This window comes from Roseicella aerolata, assembly GCF_020523605.1.
Lineage (GTDB): Bacteria > Pseudomonadota > Alphaproteobacteria > Acetobacterales > Acetobacteraceae > Paracraurococcus > Paracraurococcus aerolatus.
Genome location: NZ_JAJAQI010000027.1, coordinates 40,440 through 61,583 on the forward strand (window position 1 = coordinate 40,440; position 21,144 = coordinate 61,583).

General features: G+C 73.0%; 19 protein-coding genes. 11 read left to right on the forward strand and 8 right to left on the reverse strand.

Annotation, left to right across the window (positions count from 1 at the left end; all coding sequences use genetic code 11):
- Positions 1–29 precede the first annotated feature (29 nt).
- Positions 30–962, forward strand: a complete 933-nt coding sequence (locus LHA35_RS17380) for a 50S ribosomal protein L11 methyltransferase (RefSeq protein ID WP_408902348.1) — start codon at positions 30–32, stop codon at positions 960–962.
- 122 nt (positions 963–1,084) lie between these two features.
- Here the strand turns inward: LHA35_RS17380 and LHA35_RS17385 are convergent, their stop codons facing one another.
- Together LHA35_RS17385 and LHA35_RS17390 are read right to left on the reverse strand one after the other, a co-directional pair.
- Complete coding sequence (locus tag LHA35_RS17385) at positions 1,085–2,278, reverse strand: MFS transporter (protein WP_226610313.1); 1,194 nt, start codon at positions 2,276–2,278, stop codon at positions 1,085–1,087.
- Positions 2,279–2,460: 182 nt separating this feature from the next.
- Positions 2,461–2,811, reverse strand: a complete 351-nt coding sequence (locus LHA35_RS17390) for a DUF1127 domain-containing protein (protein ID WP_226610315.1) — start codon at positions 2,809–2,811, stop codon at positions 2,461–2,463.
- A 259-nt stretch (positions 2,812–3,070) separates the two neighbouring features.
- On the opposite strand from LHA35_RS17390, the gene LHA35_RS17395 reads away from it, so the two are divergent.
- Complete coding sequence (locus LHA35_RS17395; protein WP_226610317.1) at positions 3,071–4,843, forward strand: aminopeptidase P family protein; 1,773 nt, start codon at positions 3,071–3,073, stop codon at positions 4,841–4,843.
- A 133-nt stretch (positions 4,844–4,976) separates the two neighbouring features.
- On the opposite strand, the gene LHA35_RS17400 is transcribed toward LHA35_RS17395, so the two are convergent.
- On the reverse strand, positions 4,977–5,882 hold the full coding sequence (locus tag LHA35_RS17400) for a LysR substrate-binding domain-containing protein (RefSeq protein ID WP_226610319.1): 906 nt from the start codon (positions 5,880–5,882) through the stop codon (positions 4,977–4,979).
- A gap of 223 nt (positions 5,883–6,105) precedes the next feature.
- Here LHA35_RS17400 and katG point away from each other — a divergent pair, with 223 nt between their 5' ends.
- Positions 6,106–8,310 (forward strand): catalase/peroxidase HPI, encoded by a 2,205-nt coding sequence (gene katG / locus LHA35_RS17405; RefSeq protein WP_226610321.1) that lies wholly within the window; start codon positions 6,106–6,108, stop codon positions 8,308–8,310.
- 315 nt (positions 8,311–8,625) lie between these two features.
- On the opposite strand, the gene LHA35_RS17410 is transcribed toward katG, so the two are convergent.
- Both LHA35_RS17410 and LHA35_RS17415 read right to left on the reverse strand, forming a co-directional pair.
- Entirely contained in the window at positions 8,626–9,405 is a 780-nt protein-coding gene (locus LHA35_RS17410; RefSeq protein WP_226610323.1) for an SDR family NAD(P)-dependent oxidoreductase, read from the reverse strand.
- Between the two features lie 42 nt (positions 9,406–9,447).
- Complete coding sequence (locus LHA35_RS17415; protein WP_226610326.1) at positions 9,448–10,791, reverse strand: aspartate aminotransferase family protein; 1,344 nt, start codon at positions 10,789–10,791, stop codon at positions 9,448–9,450.
- Positions 10,792–10,885: 94 nt separating this feature from the next.
- Between LHA35_RS17415 and LHA35_RS17420 the strand changes: the two genes are divergently transcribed.
- The 7 genes from LHA35_RS17420 (at position 10,886) to LHA35_RS17450 (ending at position 17,174) form a co-directional block, all read left to right on the forward strand.
- On the forward strand, positions 10,886–12,007 hold the full coding sequence (locus LHA35_RS17420; protein WP_226610327.1) for an NAD(P)/FAD-dependent oxidoreductase: 1,122 nt from the start codon (positions 10,886–10,888) through the stop codon (positions 12,005–12,007).
- Positions 11,988–12,353 carry a (2Fe-2S)-binding protein gene (locus tag LHA35_RS17425; RefSeq protein ID WP_226610329.1) on the forward strand — a complete coding sequence of 122 codons (366 nt, stop codon included), beginning with the start codon at positions 11,988–11,990 and terminating at the stop codon, positions 12,351–12,353. Before LHA35_RS17420 ends, LHA35_RS17425 begins: the two co-directional genes overlap by 20 nt.
- The gene (locus LHA35_RS17430; protein WP_226610331.1) at positions 12,350–13,699 is read left to right on the forward strand and encodes a (2Fe-2S)-binding protein; all 1,350 of its coding nucleotides are present in this window, start codon (positions 12,350–12,352) and stop codon (positions 13,697–13,699) included. Before LHA35_RS17425 ends, LHA35_RS17430 begins: the two co-directional genes overlap by 4 nt.
- A 184-nt stretch (positions 13,700–13,883) precedes the next feature.
- Positions 13,884–15,413, forward strand: coding sequence for a L,D-transpeptidase family protein (locus LHA35_RS17435; RefSeq protein WP_226610334.1), 1,530 nt, complete (start codon positions 13,884–13,886; stop codon positions 15,411–15,413).
- On the forward strand, positions 15,414–16,004 hold the full coding sequence (locus tag LHA35_RS17440) for a DUF882 domain-containing protein (RefSeq protein WP_226610336.1): 591 nt from the start codon (positions 15,414–15,416) through the stop codon (positions 16,002–16,004).
- A gap of 115 nt (positions 16,005–16,119) precedes the next feature.
- Positions 16,120–16,509, forward strand: a complete 390-nt coding sequence (locus LHA35_RS17445) for a surface-adhesin E family protein (RefSeq protein ID WP_226610338.1) — start codon at positions 16,120–16,122, stop codon at positions 16,507–16,509.
- A 290-nt stretch (positions 16,510–16,799) separates the two neighbouring features.
- Positions 16,800–17,174, forward strand: coding sequence for a response regulator (locus LHA35_RS17450; RefSeq protein WP_226610340.1), 375 nt, complete (start codon positions 16,800–16,802; stop codon positions 17,172–17,174).
- 217 nt (positions 17,175–17,391) lie between these two features.
- Here the strand turns inward: LHA35_RS17450 and LHA35_RS17455 are convergent, their stop codons facing one another.
- Complete coding sequence (locus LHA35_RS17455) at positions 17,392–18,363, reverse strand: Bug family tripartite tricarboxylate transporter substrate binding protein (protein WP_226610342.1); 972 nt, start codon at positions 18,361–18,363, stop codon at positions 17,392–17,394.
- A gap of 217 nt (positions 18,364–18,580) precedes the next feature.
- A complete protein-coding gene (locus tag LHA35_RS17460; protein WP_408902347.1) occupies positions 18,581–19,438 on the reverse strand; it encodes an IclR family transcriptional regulator in 858 nt (285 codons plus the stop codon).
- A 209-nt stretch (positions 19,439–19,647) separates the two neighbouring features.
- Here LHA35_RS17460 and LHA35_RS17465 point away from each other — a divergent pair, with 209 nt between their 5' ends.
- Entirely contained in the window at positions 19,648–20,304 is a 657-nt protein-coding gene (locus LHA35_RS17465) for an SDR family NAD(P)-dependent oxidoreductase (RefSeq protein WP_338050906.1), read from the forward strand.
- A gap of 73 nt (positions 20,305–20,377) precedes the next feature.
- On the opposite strand, the gene LHA35_RS17470 is transcribed toward LHA35_RS17465, so the two are convergent.
- Complete coding sequence (locus LHA35_RS17470; RefSeq protein ID WP_226610348.1) at positions 20,378–21,142, reverse strand: DeoR/GlpR family DNA-binding transcription regulator; 765 nt, start codon at positions 21,140–21,142, stop codon at positions 20,378–20,380.
- Positions 21,143–21,144: the final 2 nt, after the last annotated feature.

Below are 21,144 nucleotides of genomic sequence, written 5' to 3' on the forward strand. Positions count from 1 at the left end.
GCGGGGAACCGTCCGCTGGCCGCGAAGGCCTGAATCGGCCGGCCGCCGCACAGGACTGGCCGACCCCGCTCTCGCGCCGCCGGGTGGAGCCGCTGGAACTGCTGGCGATCGAGCATCTGCCGGAGGAGGCGGTGCCCGCCTTCGAGGCGGCGCTGCAGACCGTCTGCGTCACCGTCGCCTATTTCCGCGACGAGCCCACGGATACCTGGCGGGTGGAGGGCGTGCGCGAGGCCGGCTGGGGCGAGGATGAGCTGACCGGCGCGCTCGCGCTGGCCGCCGCCGTCTCGGGCATCGAGCCGCCGGCCCTGCAGGTCGGGCCGATCGAGGCCGAGGGCTGGCTGGCCCGCACCGTCGAGAGCTTCCCCGAGGCGCCGATCGGCCGCCGCTTCCTCGTGCGGCCGACCCATGTGCCGAACCCGGTCACCCATGGCCGGATCGTGCTGCGGCTGGATGCCGGCCTGGCCTTCGGCAGCGGCGAGCATGCCTCGACGCAAGGCTGCCTGCGCGCCTTCGAGGCGATAGCGCACCGCAAGCCGCGGCGCGTGCTGGATCTCGGCACCGGCTCGGCCATCCTGGCGATCGCTGCCGCCAAGGCGCTGCGCCGCCCGGTGCTGGCGACCGATATCGAGCCCTGGTCGGTCCGCGTCGCCGCCGACAATGCGGTGCTGAACGGCGTGCAGCGCCTGGTCGCGGCGCGGCTGGCGGATGGCTGGCGGCATCGGGTGGTGCGCTCGCGCCGCTTCGACCTGATCTTCGCCAATATCCTGGCCCGCCCGCTCTGCGCCATGGCGCGCGACCTGGCGGATCATCTGGAGCGGGGTGGCACCGCGATCCTGGCCGGGCTTCTCGGCACCCAGGCGCGCATGGTGCTGGCGGCGCATCGCCGGCAGGGGCTGCGGCTGGAACGGCGGATCGATGTCGGGCCCTGGACGACGCTGGTGCTACGGCAGGGCGGCGGATAGAGCGGATCGCGGAGGGGCGTGAACGCTCCGCAGCGTGAATCCGCTCTACAAACAGCGGTCTACAGCGGATCACGGGGGGGCGTGACCCCCCCGCAGCGTGAATCTGCTCTACAAATAGCGCCCTACGCCATCGCCACCCGCGGCGGCCGCGCCATCCAGTTCATCGCGCTCGCCGCGATCCCCACCCCGATCATCACTGGCCAGAAGGCCTGGTAGCTCCCGGCCGTCTCCAGCAGCACCGCGCCCGCGGCGGCGCCGAGGAAGCCGCCGAGCTGGTGGCTCAGGAAGCACACGCCATAGAGCGCGCCGAGATCCACCACGCCGAAGCGGCGGGCGATGGCGGCGCTGGTCAGCGGGATGGTGCCCAGCCAGACGAAGCCCATCACCGCGGCGAAGACCAGCGTCCCCGCATAGCTCGGCGTGGTGAAGGCGAAGCAGGCGATCGCCACCGTCCGCAGCGCGTAGATCCAGCCCAGCGCCAGTTCCGGCCGCATGGTGTTGCTGACGCGCCCGCACAGCCAGCTGCCGGGGATGTTGAACAGCCCCACCGTCATCAGCGCCATGGCGCCGAGCTCCGCCGGCATGCCGCAGAGGCTCAGATGGCTCGGCAGGTGCATGGTGAGGAAGGCGAGCTGGAAGCCGCAGGCGAAGAAGCCCCCGGTCAGCAGCGCATAGTCCCGGTCCGCCAGCGCCCGCCGCGCCAGGGCCGGCAGGCCGGCAAGGCCGGTCGCCTTCTGGCCCGGCCCCTGCTGCGGCGCCCGCCACTCGATCCCCCGCGCGATCGGCACGATCACCAGCAGGCTCAGGCCCAGGATGCCGAGCGTCGCGACGGCGCCGACATTGCCGATCAGGCTCTGGGCCAGCGGCACCATCGCCGCCTGGCCGAGCGAGCCGCCGGCCGAGGCGAGGCCGATCATCTCCCCGCGCTTCTCCGGCGGCACCGCGCGGCCGACCGCCGCCAGCGCCGCGCCGGTGCCGCAGCAGGACACGCCGATGCCGGTCAGGAGGCCGATGCCGAGCAGGATGGCCGGCGCCGCGGTCCAGAGCGCCGGCAGCCCGACGCCGGCCGCCAGCAGCAGCGCGCCCGTGGCCATGACCCGGCCGGCGCCATAGCGGTCCGCGAGCGCGCCGGTGACGGGCTGGGAGACGCCCCAGACCAGGTTGTGGATGGCGACCGCGGAGCCGAGCACAGCGGGCGAGATGCCGGCCTCCGCCGAAAGCGGCAGGAGGAAGAGGCCGAAGGTCTGCCGCATGCCCAGCGCAAGGCTGATCGAGGCGGCGGCGGCGGCGACGATGGTCCAGACGGCGGGGCGCATGCGCCGATGAGACGGGAGCGCCCCGCCCGCAACAAGCGCGCGGCACGCCGACCCTGCCATGCTTGGCGGGGATATCTGCCGCCGTCCCGTGCCAGGCCGGCAGGGCGCCGGGGGGAGGCCAGCGATGGCCAGCCTGCCGCCCACGGTGGGCCGGGTCGCGCCGCCGCCCCGCCCCTGCTGGTTCAGGCCGGGCGCGGCACCGCGATGCCGGCCGGGCGCTGCGCCGGGCGCGGTTCGGGCTCGGGAGTCGGCTCGACCTGGTCGGTCATGCGGTCGATCTCGCCGCGCGTCAGGCCGATATCCGCCAACTCGCGGTCGCTCAGGGAGGCCAGCTCCGCCCGGATGCGGGCGCGGCGAACCCAGCCGAACAGAGCGTCACCGAGGCGGGCGAGGGCGCGTTCGGCCGCCCGGGTCAGTGCCGCCTGGCGGGCCTCGGCGGCCTCGAGGCGCAGGGCGCGCGCGCGCTCCAGCTCCGGGGTGGTCGGAAGGGGCAGGAGGTAGGCGGCTTCCGCGCGGGTGAGACGGGCATCCATGGTTCGTTGTTCCAGACAGGCTCTGCCGGGGTGGCCCGGCACCGTGGGCGGCCGATCGCCGCCTTCGCAGGTGCAACATAGGTAGGCGGCCGCAGCGGCGGGCGCGCTCAGCCGGCAGCCGAGCCATGCATGAAGAACATGATATTCCGTGGGTGCGTGCGTTCCTGGTTAAGCTCTGCCGCCCTTCCGCCATGGGCCGAATCCGGCGAGACTCCGCCCTCTCACCCGCCCTGCCGCTTTCCAGCACAAGGAATTCTCGATGACGCCTGCCGAACGCCTCGCCGCGCTGCGCGCCGCCCTTGCGACGGCCGGGGTCCAGGGCTTCCTGGTCCCGCGCGCCGATGAGCATCTCGGCGAATACGTCCCGCCCTCTGGCGAGCGGCTGGCCTGGCTGACCGGCTTCACCGGCAGCGCGGGCATGGCCGTCGTGCTGCCGGACCGCGCCGCGCTCTTCACCGATGGCCGCTACACCACCCAGGCGCAGCAGCAGCTCGACCCCACGCTGTGGGAGTTGCGGCACATCGTGGAGCAGCCCGCGGCGGACTGGCTGAAGCAGCACGCCGCGGGGCAGCGCATCGGCTACGACCCCTGGCTGCATCCGGAGGCGGCGCTGAAGCGGCTGGAGCCATCGGGCGTCACCCTGGTTCCCCTGCCCAGCAACCCGCTGGACGCCCTCTGGGCCGACCGCCCGGCCGCGCCTGCCGCGCCCGCCATACCGCACCCGCTGCAGTATGCGGGCCTGTCGGCGGAGGAAAAGCGCGGCGCGGCGGCGACGCTGCTGCAGGAAGCCGGGGAGGATGCGGCGGTGCTGGCGGATAGCCATTCCCTGGCCTGGCTGTTCAACATCCGGGGCGGCGACCTGGCGCATACCCCGCTCGCCCTCGGCTTCGGCCTGCTGCGCGCCGATGGTTCGGCCGAGCTCTTCATGGAGCCGGGCAAGGTGCCGCCCGGGACGCGGACGCATCTCGGCAATGCGGTGACCGTCCGCCCCCGCGCCGAACTGGCTGCGGCGCTGGAGGCGCTGAAGGGCCGCAGGGTGCGCGTCGATCCGGAGGCGACGCCCGCCTGGTTCGCCGAGCGGCTGCGCGCGGCCGGCGCGGCCGTGACTGCCGGCGAGGATCCGGTGCGGCTGCCGCGCGCCTGCAAGAACCCGGTGGAGCAGGAGGGGGCGCGCGCCGCGCACCGCCGGGATGCGGTGGCGATGGCCCGCTTCCTCGCCTGGTTCGCCACCGCGGCACCCGCGGGCCGCGAGACCGAGCGCAGCGCCGCCGAGCGGCTGCTGGCCTTCCGGCGGGAAGTGCCGCTGTTCCGTGCCGAGAGCTTCCCGGCCATCAGCGGCGCCGGGGAGCATGGCGCCGTCATCCACTACCGCGCGACGGAGGCGAGCGACCGGCCGATCCGCCCGGAGGAGTGCTACCTGATCGACAGCGGCGGGCAGTATCTGAACGGCACCACGGATATCACCCGCACCCTCTGGACCGGGCCTGGCCCCGCCCCGGCGGCGCTGCGGGAGCGCTATACCCGCGTGTTGCAGGGTCATATCGCGCTGGCGACGCTGCGCTTCCCGAAGGGCGTCGCCGGGCCGCATATCGATGCTTTCGCGCGGCGCGCTTTGTGGGAGGTCGGGCTCGACTACGACCATGGCACGGGCCATGGCGTCGGCAGCTTCCTCTCGGTGCATGAGGGACCCGCTGCCTTCAGCCGGGCGGCCAAGCCGGTGCCGCTGGCTCCGGGCATGATCCTTTCGGACGAACCGGGCTACTACCTGCCGGGGCAGTACGGCATCCGGATCGAGAACCTGCTGCTGGTGCGGGAGGCCGAGCAGCGGCCGGACCAGGTGAAGCCTTTCCTGGAATTCGAGACGCTGACCCTCGCGCCCTATGACCGCAACCTGATCAAGGTGGCGGTGCTCTCCCCGGCCGAGCGGGCATGGGTGGATGCTTACCAGGCGCGTGTACTGGCGGAGGTTGGGCCGGCCTGCGATTCGGCAACGGCGGCTTGGCTGCGCGGGGCCTGCGCGCCGCTCGGCTGAGGCGGCTCGGCGCGCCCCGAGCAGCAGGAAGTTCAGGCCGGCGCCGCCGTCGCGCCAGCGCTTTGCCACCGGCAGGACCGACCCGCCGGGAATGAAAACCAGGCGGGACCTTCAACCCGGCGCCGCTTTCTGTTCAGATCGTCCCTGCCGCCGCGCCCTCTGCGAAGCCGCGCAGATGCGCGGCGATCACCTCGCCCACCGCATCCACCGCCGCGCGCTGCGGGAAGCGCGTGCGCCAGGCGATGCGCACCGTCCGCCCCGTCCGCGCCGCCAGCGGCCGCAGCACGATTCCCGAATCCTGCGCAGCGCCGGCTGCGAGCCCCGGAATCAAGGTCGTCCCGTAGCCGGCAGCGACCATGTTGAGCAGCGTCGAGAGGCTCGCCGCGCGCAGCGTGCCGCCCAGCGCCCCACTTCGCCCACAGGCCGCCAATGCCTGGTCCCGCAGGCAATGCCCGTCCGCCAGCACCAGGATGTCCTCCGCGAGATCCTCTTCCGCCACCACCTCGCGGGCGACGAGCGGATGCTCGGGCGGTAGCGCGGCCAGGAAGGGCTCGGCGAACAGAGGCCGGCTGGTGAGATCAGGCCCATCCACCTCGGTTGCCAGCAGGGCGGCATCCAGCTCATGCGCGCGCAGCCGTTCGAGCAGCGCCGCGGTCTGGTCCTCCCACGGCTCCACCTCGAGCGTGGGCAGTGCCTCGCGCAACGGTGCGAAGACCAGCGGCAGCAGGTAGGGCGCCAGCGTCGGGATGATGCCGAGCCGGAAGCGCCCCGAGAGCGGGTCGCGCAGATTGCGCGCCACGGCGAGGATCGCATCCGCCTCGGCTACCGCGGCGCGGACATGGCCGATCAGACGCTCGCAGGCAGCGGTTGGCGCAACCGCCTTGCTGGTCCGCTCGAAGAGCGCAACGCCGAGCAGTTCCTCGAGCTTGCGGACCTGCACCGAGAGTGTCGGCTGGCTGATGCCGCAGGCCTCGGCGGCACGGCCGAAATGCCCGTGCTCGGCGACCGCCAGCAGGTAGCGTAGGTCCCGGAGATTCATCGGGTCAGCGCGCCTGTCCTTATAGCCAAGGTCTATCACCGGGATCGACAGCAGGGGCTTCCTTCTATCTTCCCGAGCCTGCTAGCCTTGCGCAAGACCACCCGCCAGAGGGGGCAAAGGCAGGACCCGGCGTCTGACCACATGCGCCGGCATGCCGCCGCCAGGGGCCGAACAGCCTCGGCGCCGGCCGGATCGATCACCGCAGCCTAGAGGGGAGGGAAAGATGGACACGAATACGGCCACGAGCGTTGGCAAGTGCCCGGTGGCGCACGCGGCCCCCAGGCAGAGGAGGTCGAATCGGGACTGGTGGCCGAACGCGCTGAACCTCGGGATCCTCCATCAGCGCTCCGAGCTGTCGAACCCGATGCCGAAGGGGTTCAACTACGCCGAGGAGTTCAAGAAGCTCGATCTCGATGCCCTGCGGAAGGACGTCTTCGCGCTGATGAAGACCTCGCAGGACTGGTGGCCGGCGGATTACGGCCATTACGGCCCGCTCTTCATCCGCATGGCCTGGCACAGCGCCGGCACCTACCGCACCGGTGACGGCCGCGGCGGCGCGGGCGCCGGCACCCTCCGCTTCGCGCCACTGAACAGCTGGCCCGACAACGGGAACCTCGACAAGGCGGTGCGGCTGCTCTGGCCGGTCAAGAAGAAGTACGGGAACAGGATCTCCTGGGCCGACCTCATCATCTTCGCGGGCAATTGCGCGATCGAGTCGATGGGGCTCAAGCCCTTCGGCTTCGCGGGCGGCCGTGTGGATGTCTGGGAGCCGGGCGAGGACATCTACTGGGGTTCCGAGGACACCTGGCTCGGCGACAAGCGCTACACGGGCGAGCGCGATCTCGAGGCGCCGCTTGCCGCGGTCCAGATGGGCCTCATTTACGTGAACCCGGAAGGGCCGAACGGCAAGCCGGACCCGCTCGCCTCGGCGAAGGACATCCGCGAGACCTTCGCGCGCATGGCCATGAACGACGAGGAGACCGTCGCGCTGATCGCCGGCGGGCACACCTTCGGCAAGTGCCATGGCGCCGGCGAAGCGAAGCATGTCGGCCGCGAGCCGGAGGGTGCCGAGATCGAGGAGATGGGCCTTGGCTGGAAGTGCAGCTTCGGCAACGGCCACGGCATCCACACGATCACCAGCGGCCTCGAGGGCGCCTGGACCAACAATCCGACCAAATGGGACAACGGCTACTTCGACAACCTGTTCAAGTACGACTGGAAACTGACGAAGAGCCCGGCCGGCGCCTGGCAGTGGACGCCGACCGATCCCGCCGCAAAGGACGACGTGCCGGACGCGCATGACCCCGCGAAGCGGCATGCGCCGATGATGACGACGGCCGACATGGCGCTGAAGGTGGACCCCATCTACGCGCCGATCTCGAAGCGCTTCCACGAGAACCCGGACCAGCTCGCGGAGGCCTTTGCGCGGGCTTGGTTCAAGCTGACGCATCGCGACATGGGGCCGAAGGCCCGCTATCTCGGCCCCGAGGTCCCGGCGGAGGATCTGCTGTGGCAGGACCCGATCCCGCCGGTCACCCATGAGCTGATCGACGCGGAGGACATCCGCGCGCTCAAGGCCCGGATCCTCGCCTCGGGGCTGCCCGTGTCGCAGCTCGTCGCCACCGCCTGGGCTGCGGCCTCGAGCTTCCGCGGCTCCGACAAGCGCGGCGGGGCGAATGGCGCGCGCATCCGCCTCGCCCCGCAGAAGGATTGGGAGGTGAACCAGCCGGCGCAGCTGGCCAAAGTGCTGGCGACGCTCGAAGGCATCCAGAAGGAGTTCGATGCCGCGCAATCCGGCGGGAAGCGGGTCTCGCTCGCCGATCTGATCGTTCTCGCCGGTTGCGCCGGGGTGGAGCAGGCGGCGCGGAAGGCCGGCATCGAGGTGGAGGTTCCCTTCACCCCGGGCCGGACCGACGCCTCGGCGGAGCAGACCGACGCCGAGTCCTTCGAGGTGCTCGAGCCGATCGCGGACGGCTTCCGCAACTACCTGAAGTCCAACTACAGCAGCCCGCCCGAGGAGCTGCTGGTGGACCGGGCGCAGCAGCTGATGCTGACCGCGCCGGAGATGACGGTACTGATCGGCGGCCTGCGCGTGCTGGACGTCAATGTCGGGGGCGCGCAGCACGGCGTCTTCACGAAGCGGCCCGGGGCGCTCACCAACGACTTCTTCGTCAACCTTCTCGACATGGGCACGGTCTGGAAGAAGGCGGAGAACGCGGAGGGCGTCTATGAGGGCCGCGACCGCGCGACGGGCGCACCGAGGTGGACCGGTACGCGCGTGGACCTGGTCTTCGGTTCGAACACCCTGCTCCGGGCCCTTTCGGAGCTCTATGGCAGCGACGACTCGCAGGAGAAGTTCGTGCGTGACTTCGTGGCGGCCTGGAACAAGGTGATGAACCTGGATCGCTTCGACCTCGCCAGGGGCTGATACGGGAGCGTCAGGACGCAGCTGAAGCCCGGCTGTGTCCTGACGGCCGCTCCGGGCCGGACCGCAGCGGGGCATGCCGGCAGTGGCCCGGAATGCCGGGCGGGACTGGCGGGACCCGAAGGTGCCCTCGGTCCCGCTGCCGATGGCGCTGGGTATGCGCCGCAACGGTCAGAAGGTGCTGCCGGCAAGGGAGAGCAGCAGGTCGGGTCCGGGAAAATGCGGATGGAATGCCATACCGGCCCGCATCAACCTGGACTGCATCGACCCTGGGCGCCTCAGGCCGCAGACATGCGCCGGCATGTCTGCGGGGCCGTATCAGACGTGCTGCCCGCCATTCACGTGGATCTCGGCGCCGTTCACATAGGACGACGCATCCGTGCACAGGAAGTAGATCGCCTTCGCCACCTCGGCCGGCTTGCCGAGGCGCCGCATCGGGATCTGCTCCTCGACGATCTTCTCCGTTCCCGGCGAGAGGATGGAGGTGTCGATCTCCCCCGGGCTCAGCGCATTCACCCGGATGCCGAGCGGCCCGAAATCATGCGCCATCTCCCGCGTCAGCGCCATCAGTGCCGCCTTGGAGGTGGCATAGGCCGCGCCGGCGAAGGGGTGCACCCGGCTGCCGGCGATGCTGGTCACGTTCACCACCGCGCCCTGGGTCCGCTGCAACTCCTCGATCAGCCCGCGCGCCAGCATGATCGAGGAGAAGAAATTCACCTGGAACACCCATTTCCAGTCCTCCAGCGCCGTCTGGATGGTGCCCATGCGGCTGCCGCCCGGACCTTTCGGCGAAATGCCGGCATTGTTCACCAGCGCATCCAGCCGCCCGCCCTCCGGCTCCAGCCTCTGGCGGATCTCCCCGATCGCCCGCAGCGTGTCCTCGGCGCTGGAGAGGTCGGCCTGGATATGGTCTTCTGGCCCCATGGCCCAGGGGCATTCCTCCGGGAAGGGATGGCGTGAGACGGTGATGACGCGCCAGCCGGCGGCCGAGAACACCTTCACGGTGGCATGGCCGATGCCGCGCGAGGCGCCGGTCAGCAGCAGCACCCGGCGCGCCTGGTTGGACAGGCGGCGGTCCGCGGCGGGGGGCATCGGCATGGTGGTCTCCTGGATCCGGCCGGGCTGGGCGGCCGGCGCAGGCTAGCCCCGGACGGCCTCCCCCGCCAGCAGGGGCCGGCGGGCGGCGATGAACTCCTCCACCGCGGCGAGGTAGCGGGTGCAATCCGCCTCGGCTACGGGGAGGGAGAGGGCGGCCATGCCCCGCCGGGCGAGATAGATGCCGGTGGCCAGCATGTCGAAGAAGAAGAGCTCCCGCAGCTTGTCCTCCGCCGGGCTCGCCTTGTAGGGCGCGGTCACGGGCCCTTCGCGGAAATGCACGTTCAGCATGGAGCCGCGGCCGGTGAAATGCATGGGGACGCCGGCGCGGGCGCAGGCGGCGTTCAGCCCCTCCCGCAGCCTCTCGCCGCGCGCATAGAGCGCCTCGGCCGCGGCGGTGTCGAAGATCTCGCCCATGGCGACGCAGCCGGCGGCCATGGACCAGACATTGTTGTTGAAGGTGCCGGCATGCGGCAGCGCCCCCGGCCGGTGACCGTCGAAGACCGCCATGATGTCGGCGCGCCCGCCGAAGGCGCCGAAGCTCATCCCGCCCGCCATGTATTTGCCGAGGGTGGTCAGGTCCGGCGTCACGCCCGTCATCTGCTGCAGCCCGCCCGGGCCGTGGCGGCTGGTCATCACCTCGTCGAAGATTAGCACCGCGCCGGTCCGCCGCGTGGCCTCGCGCAGCGCCTGCAGGAACTCGACGCTTCCCGGGATGCAGCCGCCCGAGCCCAGCATCGGCTCGACCAGCACCGCCGCAAGCTGCTCGCCCTCGGCCAGGATGTCGCGCGTCGCGGCCGCCGGGTCGTTGTAGTCGGTGAAGGCGATCGGGATGGGGACGTTCACCGCGCTCTTCTCGGTGGCGAAGGTCAGCACGCCGCCGTGATAGCCGCCGCGCATGACCAGCGTCTTCACCCTGCCCGTGAAGCCGCGCGCCGCGGCCAGCGCCATCAGGTTGGCCTCGGTGCCGCTGTTGGTGAAGCGGACCATCTCGATCGAGGGAAACCGCCCGACGATCAGCCGCGCGAGCTGGCTCTCCTTCTCCCCCACCGCGGCCAGGTTGATACCGGCATCCAGCGCCGCCTTGACCGCATCCAGGATGCGCGTCTCGGAGTGGCCGAAGAGGCCGGCGGAATACTCGCCCAGCAGGTCCAGGTACTCGTTGCCATCGGCATCCCAGAGCCGGCAGCCCTCGCCCCGCACCATGGCGGTGGGGAAGGGGGTGTAGAAGAGCACCGTGCGGGTATTGCCGCCCGGCATCACCTCCCGTGCCCTGGCATGGATCGCGGCGCTCCGCGGGCGCTTCGCGGCATAGGCCTCGTGCGCCTCGGCCAGGGCGGTGTCGAGGTCGCTGTTGCGACGCAGGGCAGGCTCGTCGAGCGGGCTCATGGCGCGGTCTCCCGGAAGCAGGCGAAGGCTCGCGCGGCCCGCGGCAGGTCGTCAACGGTTGACGGGCCGGGCCGGCCGGCTTCCCCTCTTCCCCATGCGGGACGACTCCTTCGACGCGATCGTGGTGGGCGGGGGCCTGGTCGGGGCCGCCATCGCCTGGGGGCTGCAGCGCCAGGGGCTTGCCACTGCCCTGCTGGATGAGGGCGATGTCGCCTACCGGGCCAGCCGCGGCAATTTCGGCCTGGTCTGGGTGCAGTCCAAAGGCCTCGGCGCGCCCTGGTACCAGCGCTGGACCCGCGCCTCGGCCGGGGAATGGCCGGCGCTGGCCGAGGAGCTGGGCGCCCGCAGCGGGGAGGATCTCGGCCTGCGGCAGCCGGGCGGGGTGCATCTCTGCCTGTCCGAGGCGGAATTCGCCGACCGCGCGGCGCGCATGGAGCGGATGCAGCGCGAGGCCGGCAACTACCCCTACGCATACCGGATGATCGAGGCGCCGGAGCTGCGGGAGATGCTGCCCGGCCTCGGCCCGCGCGTCGTCGGCGCCTCCTGGACGCCCTATGACGGCCATGCCAACCCGTTGCGCCTGCTGCACGCGCTGCACCGCGCCTTCGTGGCGGCGGGCGGCGCCTATGTGCCAAATGCGAAGGTGGAGGAGGGGCATGCCGCCCCGCGCGACTTCGCCGTCACCGCCGGCGGCCGGCGCTTCGCGGCGCCACGCATCGTGCTGGCGGCGGGCCTCGGCAATGCCGAGCTCGCGCCGCGCTTCGGCCTTGCGGCCCCGGTCCGGCCGCAGCGCGGCCAGGTGCTGGTGACGGAGCGCGCGGCGGAACTGCTGCCGATGCCGACCACCACCATCCGCCAGACCCAGGAAGGCAGCCTGATGATGGGCGACAGCATGGAGGAGGTGGGCTTCGATCTCCGCCAGACGCCCGAGGTCATGCGCCAGATCGCCGAGCGCGCCGTGCTCTCCTTCCCCTGGATCGGCCAGCTGAACATCGTCCGCGCCTGGTCGGCGCTGCGCGTCATGGCCCCCGACGGCCTGCCAATCTACGACCAGTCCGCCCGCTTCCCGGGCGCCTTCACCGCCAATTGCCATTCCGGCGTGACGCTGGCCGGCGCGCATGCCCGGCTGCTGGCGCCGATGATCGCCGAGGGGGCGCTTGATCCCATGCTCGATCCCTTCACCGCGGGGCGCTTCGATGTTCGCGCTGCGTCCTGACCGGTTCCGGCCGGCATCCGCCGCCGGCGGGGCCGGGCAGCGCAGGGGCACGCCCGATGCGCGCACCGGGCCCACCGCGACCGTCGAGGTCTTCGTGGACGGCATCCCGGTCCGCGTGCCGGAAGGCGCTTCGGCCGCCGCCGCGGTGCTGCTGGCCGGCAGCCCGCTGATCCGGGAGACGCCGGTCACCGGCGCGCCGCGCCTGCCCTATTGCCTGATGGGGGTCTGCTTCGACTGCCTGGCCGAGATCGACGGCATCGCCAATCGGCAGGCCTGCATGGTGCCGGCCGTGCCCGGCATGCGCATCGCGCCGCAGCGCGGCGCGCGGGTGGCCTTCCGGTCATGAGCTGCGACCTCGCCATCATCGGCGCCGGCCCGGCCGGCATGGCGGCGGCGGTGGAGGCCGTGGATCTCGGCCTCTCGGTCGCCGTCATCGACGAGAATCCCGCCCCGGGCGGCCAGATCTTCCGCGGGCTGGAGGGAGCCGCGGGCGATGCGGCGCTCGGCGCCGATTACGCCGCCGGCCTGCCGCTGCTCCGCGCCTTCCGCGCGCTCCGCATCGGCTACCGCCCGGCCACCACGCTCTGGCATCTCGAGCCGGAGGAGGGCGTGCTCTCCCTGCTCGCGGCCGGCACCACCTCGGAACTCACGGCCGGCCGCGTGCTGCTGGCGACCGGCGCGCAGGAGCGCCCGGTGCCGATCCCCGGCTGGACCCTGCCCGGCGTCATGACCGCGGGCGCGGCGCAGATCCTGCTGAAGACTGCGGGGGCGGTCCCGAAGGGCCGGACGGTGCTGGCGGGGCAGGGACCATTGCTCTGGCTGCTCGCCGCGCAGCTCGCCCGCGCCGGCGCGCCGCCCGCGCTGATCCTCGAGACCAGGCCGAAGGGCCGGCTGGCCGAGGCGCTCAGGGCGGGCGGGCTGCTGGCCGGGGCGCCGCTGCTGGCCAAGGGCCTGGCCCTGCTGGCGAAGACGCGGCGGATTCCGCGCCTGCGCGCCGTCACCGGCCTGCACGCCGAGGGCACCGGCCACGTCCGGCGCGTGCTCTGGGATGGCGGCGCCACCGAATGCGACACGCTGCTGCTGCATGAGGGCGTGGTGCCCGCCACCCATATCCCGCTCGCCCTCGGCCTGGAGCATGACTGGGACGAGGCCCAGCGCTGCTGGCGGCCGCGGGTCGATGCGTATGGCGCCTCCTCCCACCCGCGCGTCGCGGTGGCGGGGGATGGGGCCGGCATCGGTGGCTGGCAGGCGGCGGTCGCGGCCGGGCGGCTCGCGGCACTCGATGCCGCGCGGCGGGTCGGCCGGCTGACCGAGGCGGGCTTCGCCCGCCGCGCCGGACCCCTGCTCGCCACCCGGCGCGCCGCCCTGGCGCTGCGGCCCTTCCTCGATGCGCTCTATGCCCCGCCGGGCTGGGTGCTGGCCCCGCCGGAGGACGCGACGCTGGTCTGCCGCTGCGAGGAGGTGACGGCCGGCCAGGTGCGCGCCGCCGCGCGCCTCGGCGCCACCGGGCCGAACCAGCTCAAGGCCTATTGCCGCGCCGGGATGGGGCCCTGTCAGGGGCGGATGTGCGGCGCGACGGTCGCGGCGCTGATCGCGGAGGCACGCGGCACCACGCCCGAGGCGGTCGGCACCCTGCGGCCGCGCGCGCCCTACAAGCCCCTGACCGTCGCGGAACTCGCCCGGACGGGGTGATGCTGTCCCGCAGACCTGGGGATGCAAGGCTGCAGGCGCCGGCCCGGCACCGCCCGGCGCGGGCCGCATGCGCGGCCTCGGCCGCCGATGGCGACTGCCGGCCTCGCCCGCATGCGGGCTGGTATGCAGGCCCGGGGCAAGGCCGGGCTTGGCGCGCTGCCCCCCGGCCCTGTATCACTCTATCGTGCGAATCATCCTGGCCGTGACCCTGATCGGCGCCGCCGCCCTGGCCGCGCCCCCCGCCTGTGCCGCCCCGCCGGCTGCGCCCGCCGCCGCGCAGGCCCAGCAGGGGACCGAGGCCTTGCTGCGCCTGGCCGACCGCCTGCGCCGCCTGGCCGAGGACGGGCTGGAACCGCGCGACTACGCCATTCCCGAGGATGCCCTGGCCGAGGCCGATCCCGCCGCCTGGCGCGCCGCCCTGAAGCAGGCCGCTGCCACCGTGCTTTCCGACCTGCTGCACGGCAAGGTCCGCGAGCTGCCGGGCCGGGTGGATATCCGCCGCGACACCGCGGCCCTGCCGCTGAACCCCTGGATGGCGCAACTGGCGGCCTCCCCGGAACCGGCCGCGGTGATCGACCGTGCCGCCCTGCTGCCGCCCGAGGCCGCCGCCCTCAGGCGCGCCCTGGCCGCCGCCCGGGCCTGGGCCGCCGCCGGCGGCTACCCCGCCGTCCCGCCGATGCCGGGGACCGAGGCGCTGGAGCCCGGCGCCGTCGATCCGGTGCGGGTGCCTGCCCTGCGCGCTCGGCTGGCCGCGACCGACCGCGCCGCGGCCACCCTGCGCCCGGACGACCCGACGATCTATGATGAGGCGCTGGTCGCCGCCGTCCGCCGCTTCCAGGCCGCCGAGGCGCTGGAGCCCGATGGCCGCATCGGCCGGCTGACCTTCGCGGCGCTGAACCGCCCGCCCGAGCAGGCGGTGCGCCAGCTCCGGGTCGCCCTCGACATGCGCCGGGCGGCCGCGGCGCCGGGGCCCGAGCGGCGGATCGAGGTGAACATCCCGCACCAGCGCCTGCAGGTGATCGAGGCAGGTCGCGTCACCCTCGACATGAACGTCATCGTCGGCAAGCCGGCGCGCGCCACGCCCGTCCTGCGCACCCGGCTGGCGGCCGTGCAGTTCAACCCGCCCTGGGGCGTGCCGGAGCGGAATGCGCGGGAGGACCTGCTGCCGCGCTTCCGCGCGAATCCCCGGGCGATGATGGAGAAGGGCTTCCGCGTCTTCACCTTCGTCGAGGGCCAGCGGGTCGAGATCGACCCCACCACCATCGATTGGCGTTCGGTGAATCCGGCGCGCTTCCCCTACCTCATCCGTCAGGATGCGGGCGACGCCAATGCCCTCGGCCGGATCAAATTCGTCATTCCGAATTCCGAGGACATCTTCATGCACGATACGCCGGACCGGCATCTCTTCCGCCGCGCCGACCGCGCCTTCTCCTCCGGCTGCATCCGGCTGGAGAAGCCGATGGAACTGCTGGACATCGCCCTGCAGGGGGTGGCGGGCTGGGACCGGGCGCGGGTCGACGGCGTGCTGGAGAGCCGGCAGACCACGGCCATGACGGTCGCGCGGCCGATCCCCGTGCGGCTGCACTACACAACCGTCACCGTGGAGGGGGCGGAGGTTCGCATCCGCCAGGACCTCTACGGGCTGGACGAGGCCTATGCCCGCGCGCTCGATGCGCCGCGCCTGCCGCGTCTGGCCGAGCTGAGGGCGCGCTAGATGCGCGCCCGGCTGCCGCCCTGCCCCTGCTGCGCCGGGCCGGATCCCGGACGGCGCGCGCTGCTGCGGGGCGCGCTCGGCCTCGGCACCGGCCTTGCCTGTGCCGCCGCCGGTGGCGGGGCGGCGCTGGCCCAGGCAACCGCCGGCGCGGCCCGGCGCCTGCTGATCCACCGCATGCAGACCGGCGAGACCTTCGATGACATCTATTGGCGGGACGGGCGCTACGACCGCGAGGCGCTGACGCGGCTCGACTGGTTGTTCCGCGACCCGGCGCGGGAGGAGGCGACGCCGATGGATCCGCGCCTCTTCGACGTGCTCTACATCGTCGCGCACGAGATGGACGCGACCGAGGCGTTCCAGGTCATCAGCGGCTACCGCTCGCCCGAGACCAATGCGGCGCGGGCGCGGGAATCGCGCCGGGTCTCGCGCGCCTCCCTGCACATGTCGGGCATGGCGGCGGATGTGCGGCTGCCGGGGCGGGACAGCTTCGGCATGGCGCGACTGGCGGCGGAGATGCAGGTCGGCGGCGTCGGGCTGTACCGGCGTGATGGCTTCGTGCACCTGGATTGCGGGCCGGCACGGCGCTGGTAGCGATTCGGGGGAGGAAAGCTTGGTGCCAATCCTGCGCGGCCTGGTGCCTCTCCTCCTCCTGCTCGGGTGTGCGCAGCCGACAGCGGGGCCCGGAGCCCCGGCCACCCCACCCGCGGTGGAGGCCGCCCCCGGGCCGCCGGCCATCGCCCTGGCGCCGCGGGTGGCGTGGCGGCCCATCCCGATCGACCGGCGCGGCGGCATTGCCGCGGCATTCGCCGCTTCCGAGGTGCTGCTGGGGGCGGAGGACGCCCGGCGCGTCTGGATCGTGCTGAACCTGGCCGAGCCGATCCGCCTGCCGGAAACCGGCGGGAGCGCACGCAGCGTTGCCTTCCTGGCGGATTACCGTTGCGGCGCGCAGAGCTGGGCGCCGATCGAAGGTGCCTGGTACCGCCGGGTGGATGCCGAAGGGCTGGAATTCGAGGAAAAGCCTCGCCATCCCGAGGAGCGCGGGGTGCAGCCCGGCACCCTGATCGCCATCTTCCTGGAGGCCGCCTGCCGGCTCTGACCGGCCGAGCGCGGATGCATGGGCGCGTGATCCGCGCCATGGGCCATGGCCTGGCGGGTGGGCGTTCATGCCGGAAGGCGGTCCGCCGGAGCCACCAGGCCCGGCCCGAGGCGGTTCGGGGACCGTTCCCGCAGAACCCGCCGACAGGGTCCCGCGTCTTGCAGGTGTTGCGGCTGCGGTCACCCCCGGGTGCTTCCACCCGGGGCATCCGCCGTTGGCACAAGAAAGCGTGACATCCGGGTGTGCCGGGCGCAGCCAGGATGACCCGGGTCCAGGGCACAGGGAACGCCATGCGGGTATTGCTGATCGAGGATGACGCCATCATCCGGAGCGTGCTGTCCGAAACGCTGGACGGCGACGGCTTCGAGGTGGATGGCCTGGCCAATGCCGAGGATGCGCTGATCCTGCTCGGCGCCGGGCAGGTGCCGGATGTGCTGGTCACCGATATCAGCCTCGGCTCCGGGCTGAACGGCTTCGACCTGGCAGACCTGGCCCGGGCACGCCACCCGGATGTCGAGGTGATCCTGATCAGCGGTACCACGCCCGACCTGCCGCGCCGCGCCGCCGGACGGCATGAGCGCTTCCTGCAGAAGCCCTTCGCGCCGGAACAGCTGGCGGCGAAGATCCGGGAGGCCGGCGGGGCCGGGCCTGATCGCTCCCCCTGATACTCGCCGCGGAAAGTCCTGACTTCCGCGGCGAGTGTCGCGCGTGGGGTCGGTGGGACGGCCGCGTGCCCAACAAGAGAGTCCTGCCGGCCGCACGACCGCCGACCATCCGGCAGGATCCGCGCGGTCGATATGAGCCGCCATGGCGGCGGGATAGGCGAACCAGTCCTCGCCTTGGTGACGGTGCCCCGGGCACGCAGCCCGGGGCCGCCGCGGGCTACTGGTCCAGCCGGATGTTGTGGTCCCGGATCACCTTGCCGAGGCTTTCGGTATCGGCCCGCAGCTGTGTCCGGAAGGCCGCCGCGCCCTCGGTGCGAAGCTCGCCGCCCAGCTCGGCGACGCGCTGGCGGATCGCCGGCTCCTGCATCACCTCGCGCAGCGCCGCCTCCAGCCGCGCCACCACCGCAGGCGGCGTCCCGCCCTGCACCAGCACGCCCTGCCAGGTGCCGGCATCCGCATGCGGCCAGCCCATCTCACGGAAGGTCGGCAGGTTCGGCAGGTTCGGCAGGCGGCGCGGGCCGGAGACGGCGACGCCGCGCATCTGGCCGCCGGTGGCATAGGGCATGGACTGGGTGGCGCCGGCCATCGTCAGGTCCGCTTCGCCGCTCGCCACCGCCAGCAGGGCCGGGGCGCCGCCGCGATAGGGCACATGCGTCATCTCGGTGCCCCAGGCGCCGCCGAGCCCGACGGCGACCAGATGCGTCAGCGTGCCGGTGCCCGAATTGGCGGCATTCAGCCTGCCCGGATTGGCCCTGGCATATGCCACCAGCCCGGCCGCGTCCTGCACCGGCAGGGCGTTCTTCACCGCCAGGATGTAGGGCGCGTAGATCAGCATGGTGACCGTCGCCAGGTCCTTCTCCACGTCGAATGGCAGGCGGCTGAACAGGAAGGGATTGGTCGCCAGCACGCTGACATCGAGCAGCAGCATGGTGGTGCCGTCGGGCGCGCTCTTCGCCACATGGTCCGCGCCGATATTGCCGCCCGCGCCGGTGCGGTTCTCGACGACCACGTTCTGCCCGGCGACCTTGCCGAGCGGCACGGCGATGAGGCGGGCGAGGATGTCGCTCGTGCCGCCCGGCGCGTTCGGGACGATGATGCGCAGCGGGCGGTCGAAACCCTGTGCCCGCGCGATGGCGGGCGCGGCGAGGCTCGCCGCCGCGGCGGCGGCGAGCAGGTGGCGTCTCTGCATGGCGTTCCTCCCGGTGTCCTGGGCCAGCCGGCCGGCCCAGCGGCGTGCCGCTCTCGCGGGTGGTCGCATCCTCGCGTCGCCCTATCTCCGGAAGCAAGGCCGTGCCCAGGCCGGGCGCGGCCGGTCCGGCATGGGGCGTGTCCTTCCTCGGAAGCTCAAGGGGCGACGCGGCGGATCGTCAGGCTCCGCGCGCGGCCGATGCAGTCGGGCAGGCGGGTCAGGGCTGCGCCCTGGGTATCCCGATGGCGCCGAGGGAGAGGTGCATGGCACGGCTGAGCTCCGCGGCCATGCGCTGGGCCTGGGGCGCCGCCAGCGCCGCGAATTCCACGCTGGACATGCGCCCGGCGCCGATGGTGAGGCTCACCCCGGCGCAGGGCTGGCCCTGCGGGTCGAGGACAGGCGCCGCGACGGTGACCAGGCCATAGACATTCTCCCCGTCGGAGACGGCGTAGCCGCGCGCCCGCACCTCCGCGAGCCGCGCCAGCAGCGCATCCAGATCGGTCAAGGTGCGCTCGGAGAGCTTCACGCGCGCCACGCTCTCGAGATGTGCCACCTGCTCCTGCGGCGGCAGCCAGGCCATGATCGCCTGGCCAAGGGCGGTGGCATAGGCGCCGATGCGGCTGCCCGGGCGGCGCACCACGCCGTGGCGCGACAGGTCGGCCTCGACCCGGGCCAGGTAGATCACCTCGCCCCGGTCCAGCATGCCGAGCGAGCCGGCATCGGCGACGCCCGGCACCAGGTCGCGCAGCAGGGGCATCGCATGGTCGGGCAGGTCGCCGGCGGTGAGGACGGAGAAGCCGAGTTCCAGGCATTTCAGGGTGAGCCGGAAGCGGCGGCCGTCCGGCACCGGCCGGAGATAGCCGAGGCCGACCAGGGTATGGATCAGGCGGAAGGCGGTGCCGCGGTCGAGCCCGGCGCGGGCCGCGACCTCGGCAATGGTCAGTTCGGAGAGATCGCGCCCGAAGGCCTGCAGCACCGCGAAGGCCTTGGCGACGGACTGGACCTGGTTCTTCGGGTTGTCCTCGGCCTGCTCCGGCCTGGCTCGCTTCGGTTTCGCTGCGGTCTCGTCCGGCACAGGCATCCTCCCGTTGCAATCCGGTCCACCCATGTGTATCGGGGGTGATCGGAATGCGAACTTTTGTTCGTCTTTGCGCCGCCTGCTACGTCCTCGGCACTGGTGGTGTCAAGCCCCGGCCGGCGGCCCGCGACGCGGCTGCGGAGAGGGAAGGGGAGGGGGAGGTCGCAATGACGTCTGCAGGGGCACCGAGCGCGGGACATGCGGTCGTGACCGGGACCAGTTCCGGGATCGGGGCGGCGATCGCGGCCAGGCTGCTGCGGGATGGCTGGCGCGTCACCGGCCTGAGCCGCACCGATCCGGGCGGGCAGGGGGCCGGCTTCACCCACCGCAGCGTGGACCTGCTCGACCCCGCCCAACCGCCGGCGGCGCTGGAGGGGCTTCGGCCCACGGCGCTGGTGCATGCGGCGGGGCTGATGCGGGGCGGGCGGCTCGGCGCGCTTGATGCCGAGGCAGGCCGCACCCTCTGGCGCCTGCATGTCGAGGCGGCCGCCGTGCTGGCGGACCGGCTGCTGCCGGCGACGCCGGATGGCGGCCGCATCGTGCTGATCGGCAGCCGCACCGCCGCCGGGGCCGCCGGGCGCAGCCAGTATGCCGCGACCAAGGCGGCGCTGGTCGCCATGGCGCGGTCCTGGGCGGCCGAGCTGGCGCCACGCGGCATCACCGCGAATGTCGTGGCGCCGGCGGCGACCGAGACTCCGATGCTGCAGGACCCGGCGCGCAGCGCTCATCTGCCCCGCCTGCCGCCGATTGGGCGCTACATCCGGCCGGAGGAGGTCGCGGCGATGACCGCCTTCCTGCTCGGGCCCGAGGCGGGCGCCATCACCGGCCAGCAGATCGTCATCTGCGGCGGCAGTTCGCTCTGACCGGTCGTTCCGGACCGGCGGCCGGCCGGGGCCGACGGGACGACCGCGGGAGAGCCGAGGCCGTTGCGCCCGGTCACGCCGCCTCTTGCCGCGCCGGCACCACCCGGGCGCCCTCCGCCAGGAAGGCCCCGGTCGCCGCCTCGCCCGCCTCGGTCACCAGCGTCCAGCGCGCCGGCAGCGGCGCCCAATAAGGCTGGCTGGAGCGCCCGAGCTTCGAGGCATCCGCCAGCACCGTCACCGCCACCGCGCGCTGCATCATCAGCGATTTCAGCGAGATCTGGTCGAGCGTCGCCTCGCAGAGGCCGAAGCCGGGCACCAGCCCGTCGGCGCTGGTCAGCAGCCGGTCCGCCGCCAGGGATCGCAGCGCCGCCTCGGCCAGCGGCCCGGTGGTGCTCATGCTGATCGGCCGCACCGCGCCGCCCAGCACCACCAGCTCGATCCCCGGCGCATCCGCCAGCACCGGGATCAGCGGCAGGTTGTTGGTGATGACCCGGTGCCGCCGCCCGCGCAGCAGGCGCCCGAAGGCCTCGACCGTCGAGCCGCCGTCGAGGATCAGCGTCTCGCCTTCCGCCACCAACGCGAGCGCCGCCTCGGCGATCGCCGCCTTCGCGGCGCGGTGCATCCCCTCCCGCGCGCCGAGGCTCTGCTCCTCCGCCGGCGGGGCCAGGATGGCGCCGCCATAGGTGCGGGCGATGGCGCGGCGCGCCGAGAGATGCTGCAGGTCCCGCCGGATGGTGGAGGGCGAGACGCCGAAACGCGCCGCCAGCCCGTCCACGTCCGTCTTGCCCGCCGCGAGCGCGGCGAGGATCGCGTCGCGGCGCGCGCCGTTCCGCCGCATGG

Excerpts from the sequence above, each read along its gene's own strand:
- LHA35_RS17385 (WP_226610313.1), bottom strand. The coding sequence starts at position 2,278 with ATGCGCCCCGCCGTCTGGACCATCGTCGCCGCCGCCGCCGCCTCGATC.
- LHA35_RS17390 (WP_226610315.1), bottom strand. The coding sequence starts at position 2,811 with ATGGATGCCCGTCTCACCCGCGCGGAAGCCGCCTACCTCCTGCCCCTT.
- LHA35_RS17395 (WP_226610317.1), top strand. The coding sequence starts at position 3,071 with ATGACGCCTGCCGAACGCCTCGCCGCGCTGCGCGCCGCCCTTGCGACG.
- LHA35_RS17400 (WP_226610319.1), bottom strand. The coding sequence starts at position 5,882 with ATGAATCTCCGGGACCTACGCTACCTGCTGGCGGTCGCCGAGCACGGG.
- katG (WP_226610321.1), top strand. The coding sequence starts at position 6,106 with ATGGACACGAATACGGCCACGAGCGTTGGCAAGTGCCCGGTGGCGCAC.
- LHA35_RS17410 (WP_226610323.1), bottom strand. The coding sequence starts at position 9,405 with ATGCCGATGCCCCCCGCCGCGGACCGCCGCCTGTCCAACCAGGCGCGC.
- LHA35_RS17415 (WP_226610326.1), bottom strand. The coding sequence starts at position 10,791 with ATGAGCCCGCTCGACGAGCCTGCCCTGCGTCGCAACAGCGACCTCGAC.
- LHA35_RS17420 (WP_226610327.1), top strand. The coding sequence starts at position 10,886 with ATGCGGGACGACTCCTTCGACGCGATCGTGGTGGGCGGGGGCCTGGTC.
- LHA35_RS17425 (WP_226610329.1), top strand. The coding sequence starts at position 11,988 with ATGTTCGCGCTGCGTCCTGACCGGTTCCGGCCGGCATCCGCCGCCGGC.
- LHA35_RS17430 (WP_226610331.1), top strand. The coding sequence starts at position 12,350 with ATGAGCTGCGACCTCGCCATCATCGGCGCCGGCCCGGCCGGCATGGCG.
- LHA35_RS17440 (WP_226610336.1), top strand. The coding sequence starts at position 15,414 with ATGCGCGCCCGGCTGCCGCCCTGCCCCTGCTGCGCCGGGCCGGATCCC.
- LHA35_RS17450 (WP_226610340.1), top strand. The coding sequence starts at position 16,800 with ATGCGGGTATTGCTGATCGAGGATGACGCCATCATCCGGAGCGTGCTG.
- LHA35_RS17455 (WP_226610342.1), bottom strand. The coding sequence starts at position 18,363 with ATGCAGAGACGCCACCTGCTCGCCGCCGCCGCGGCGGCGAGCCTCGCC.
- LHA35_RS17470 (WP_226610348.1), bottom strand. The coding sequence starts at position 21,142 with ATGCGGCGGAACGGCGCGCGCCGCGACGCGATCCTCGCCGCGCTCGCG.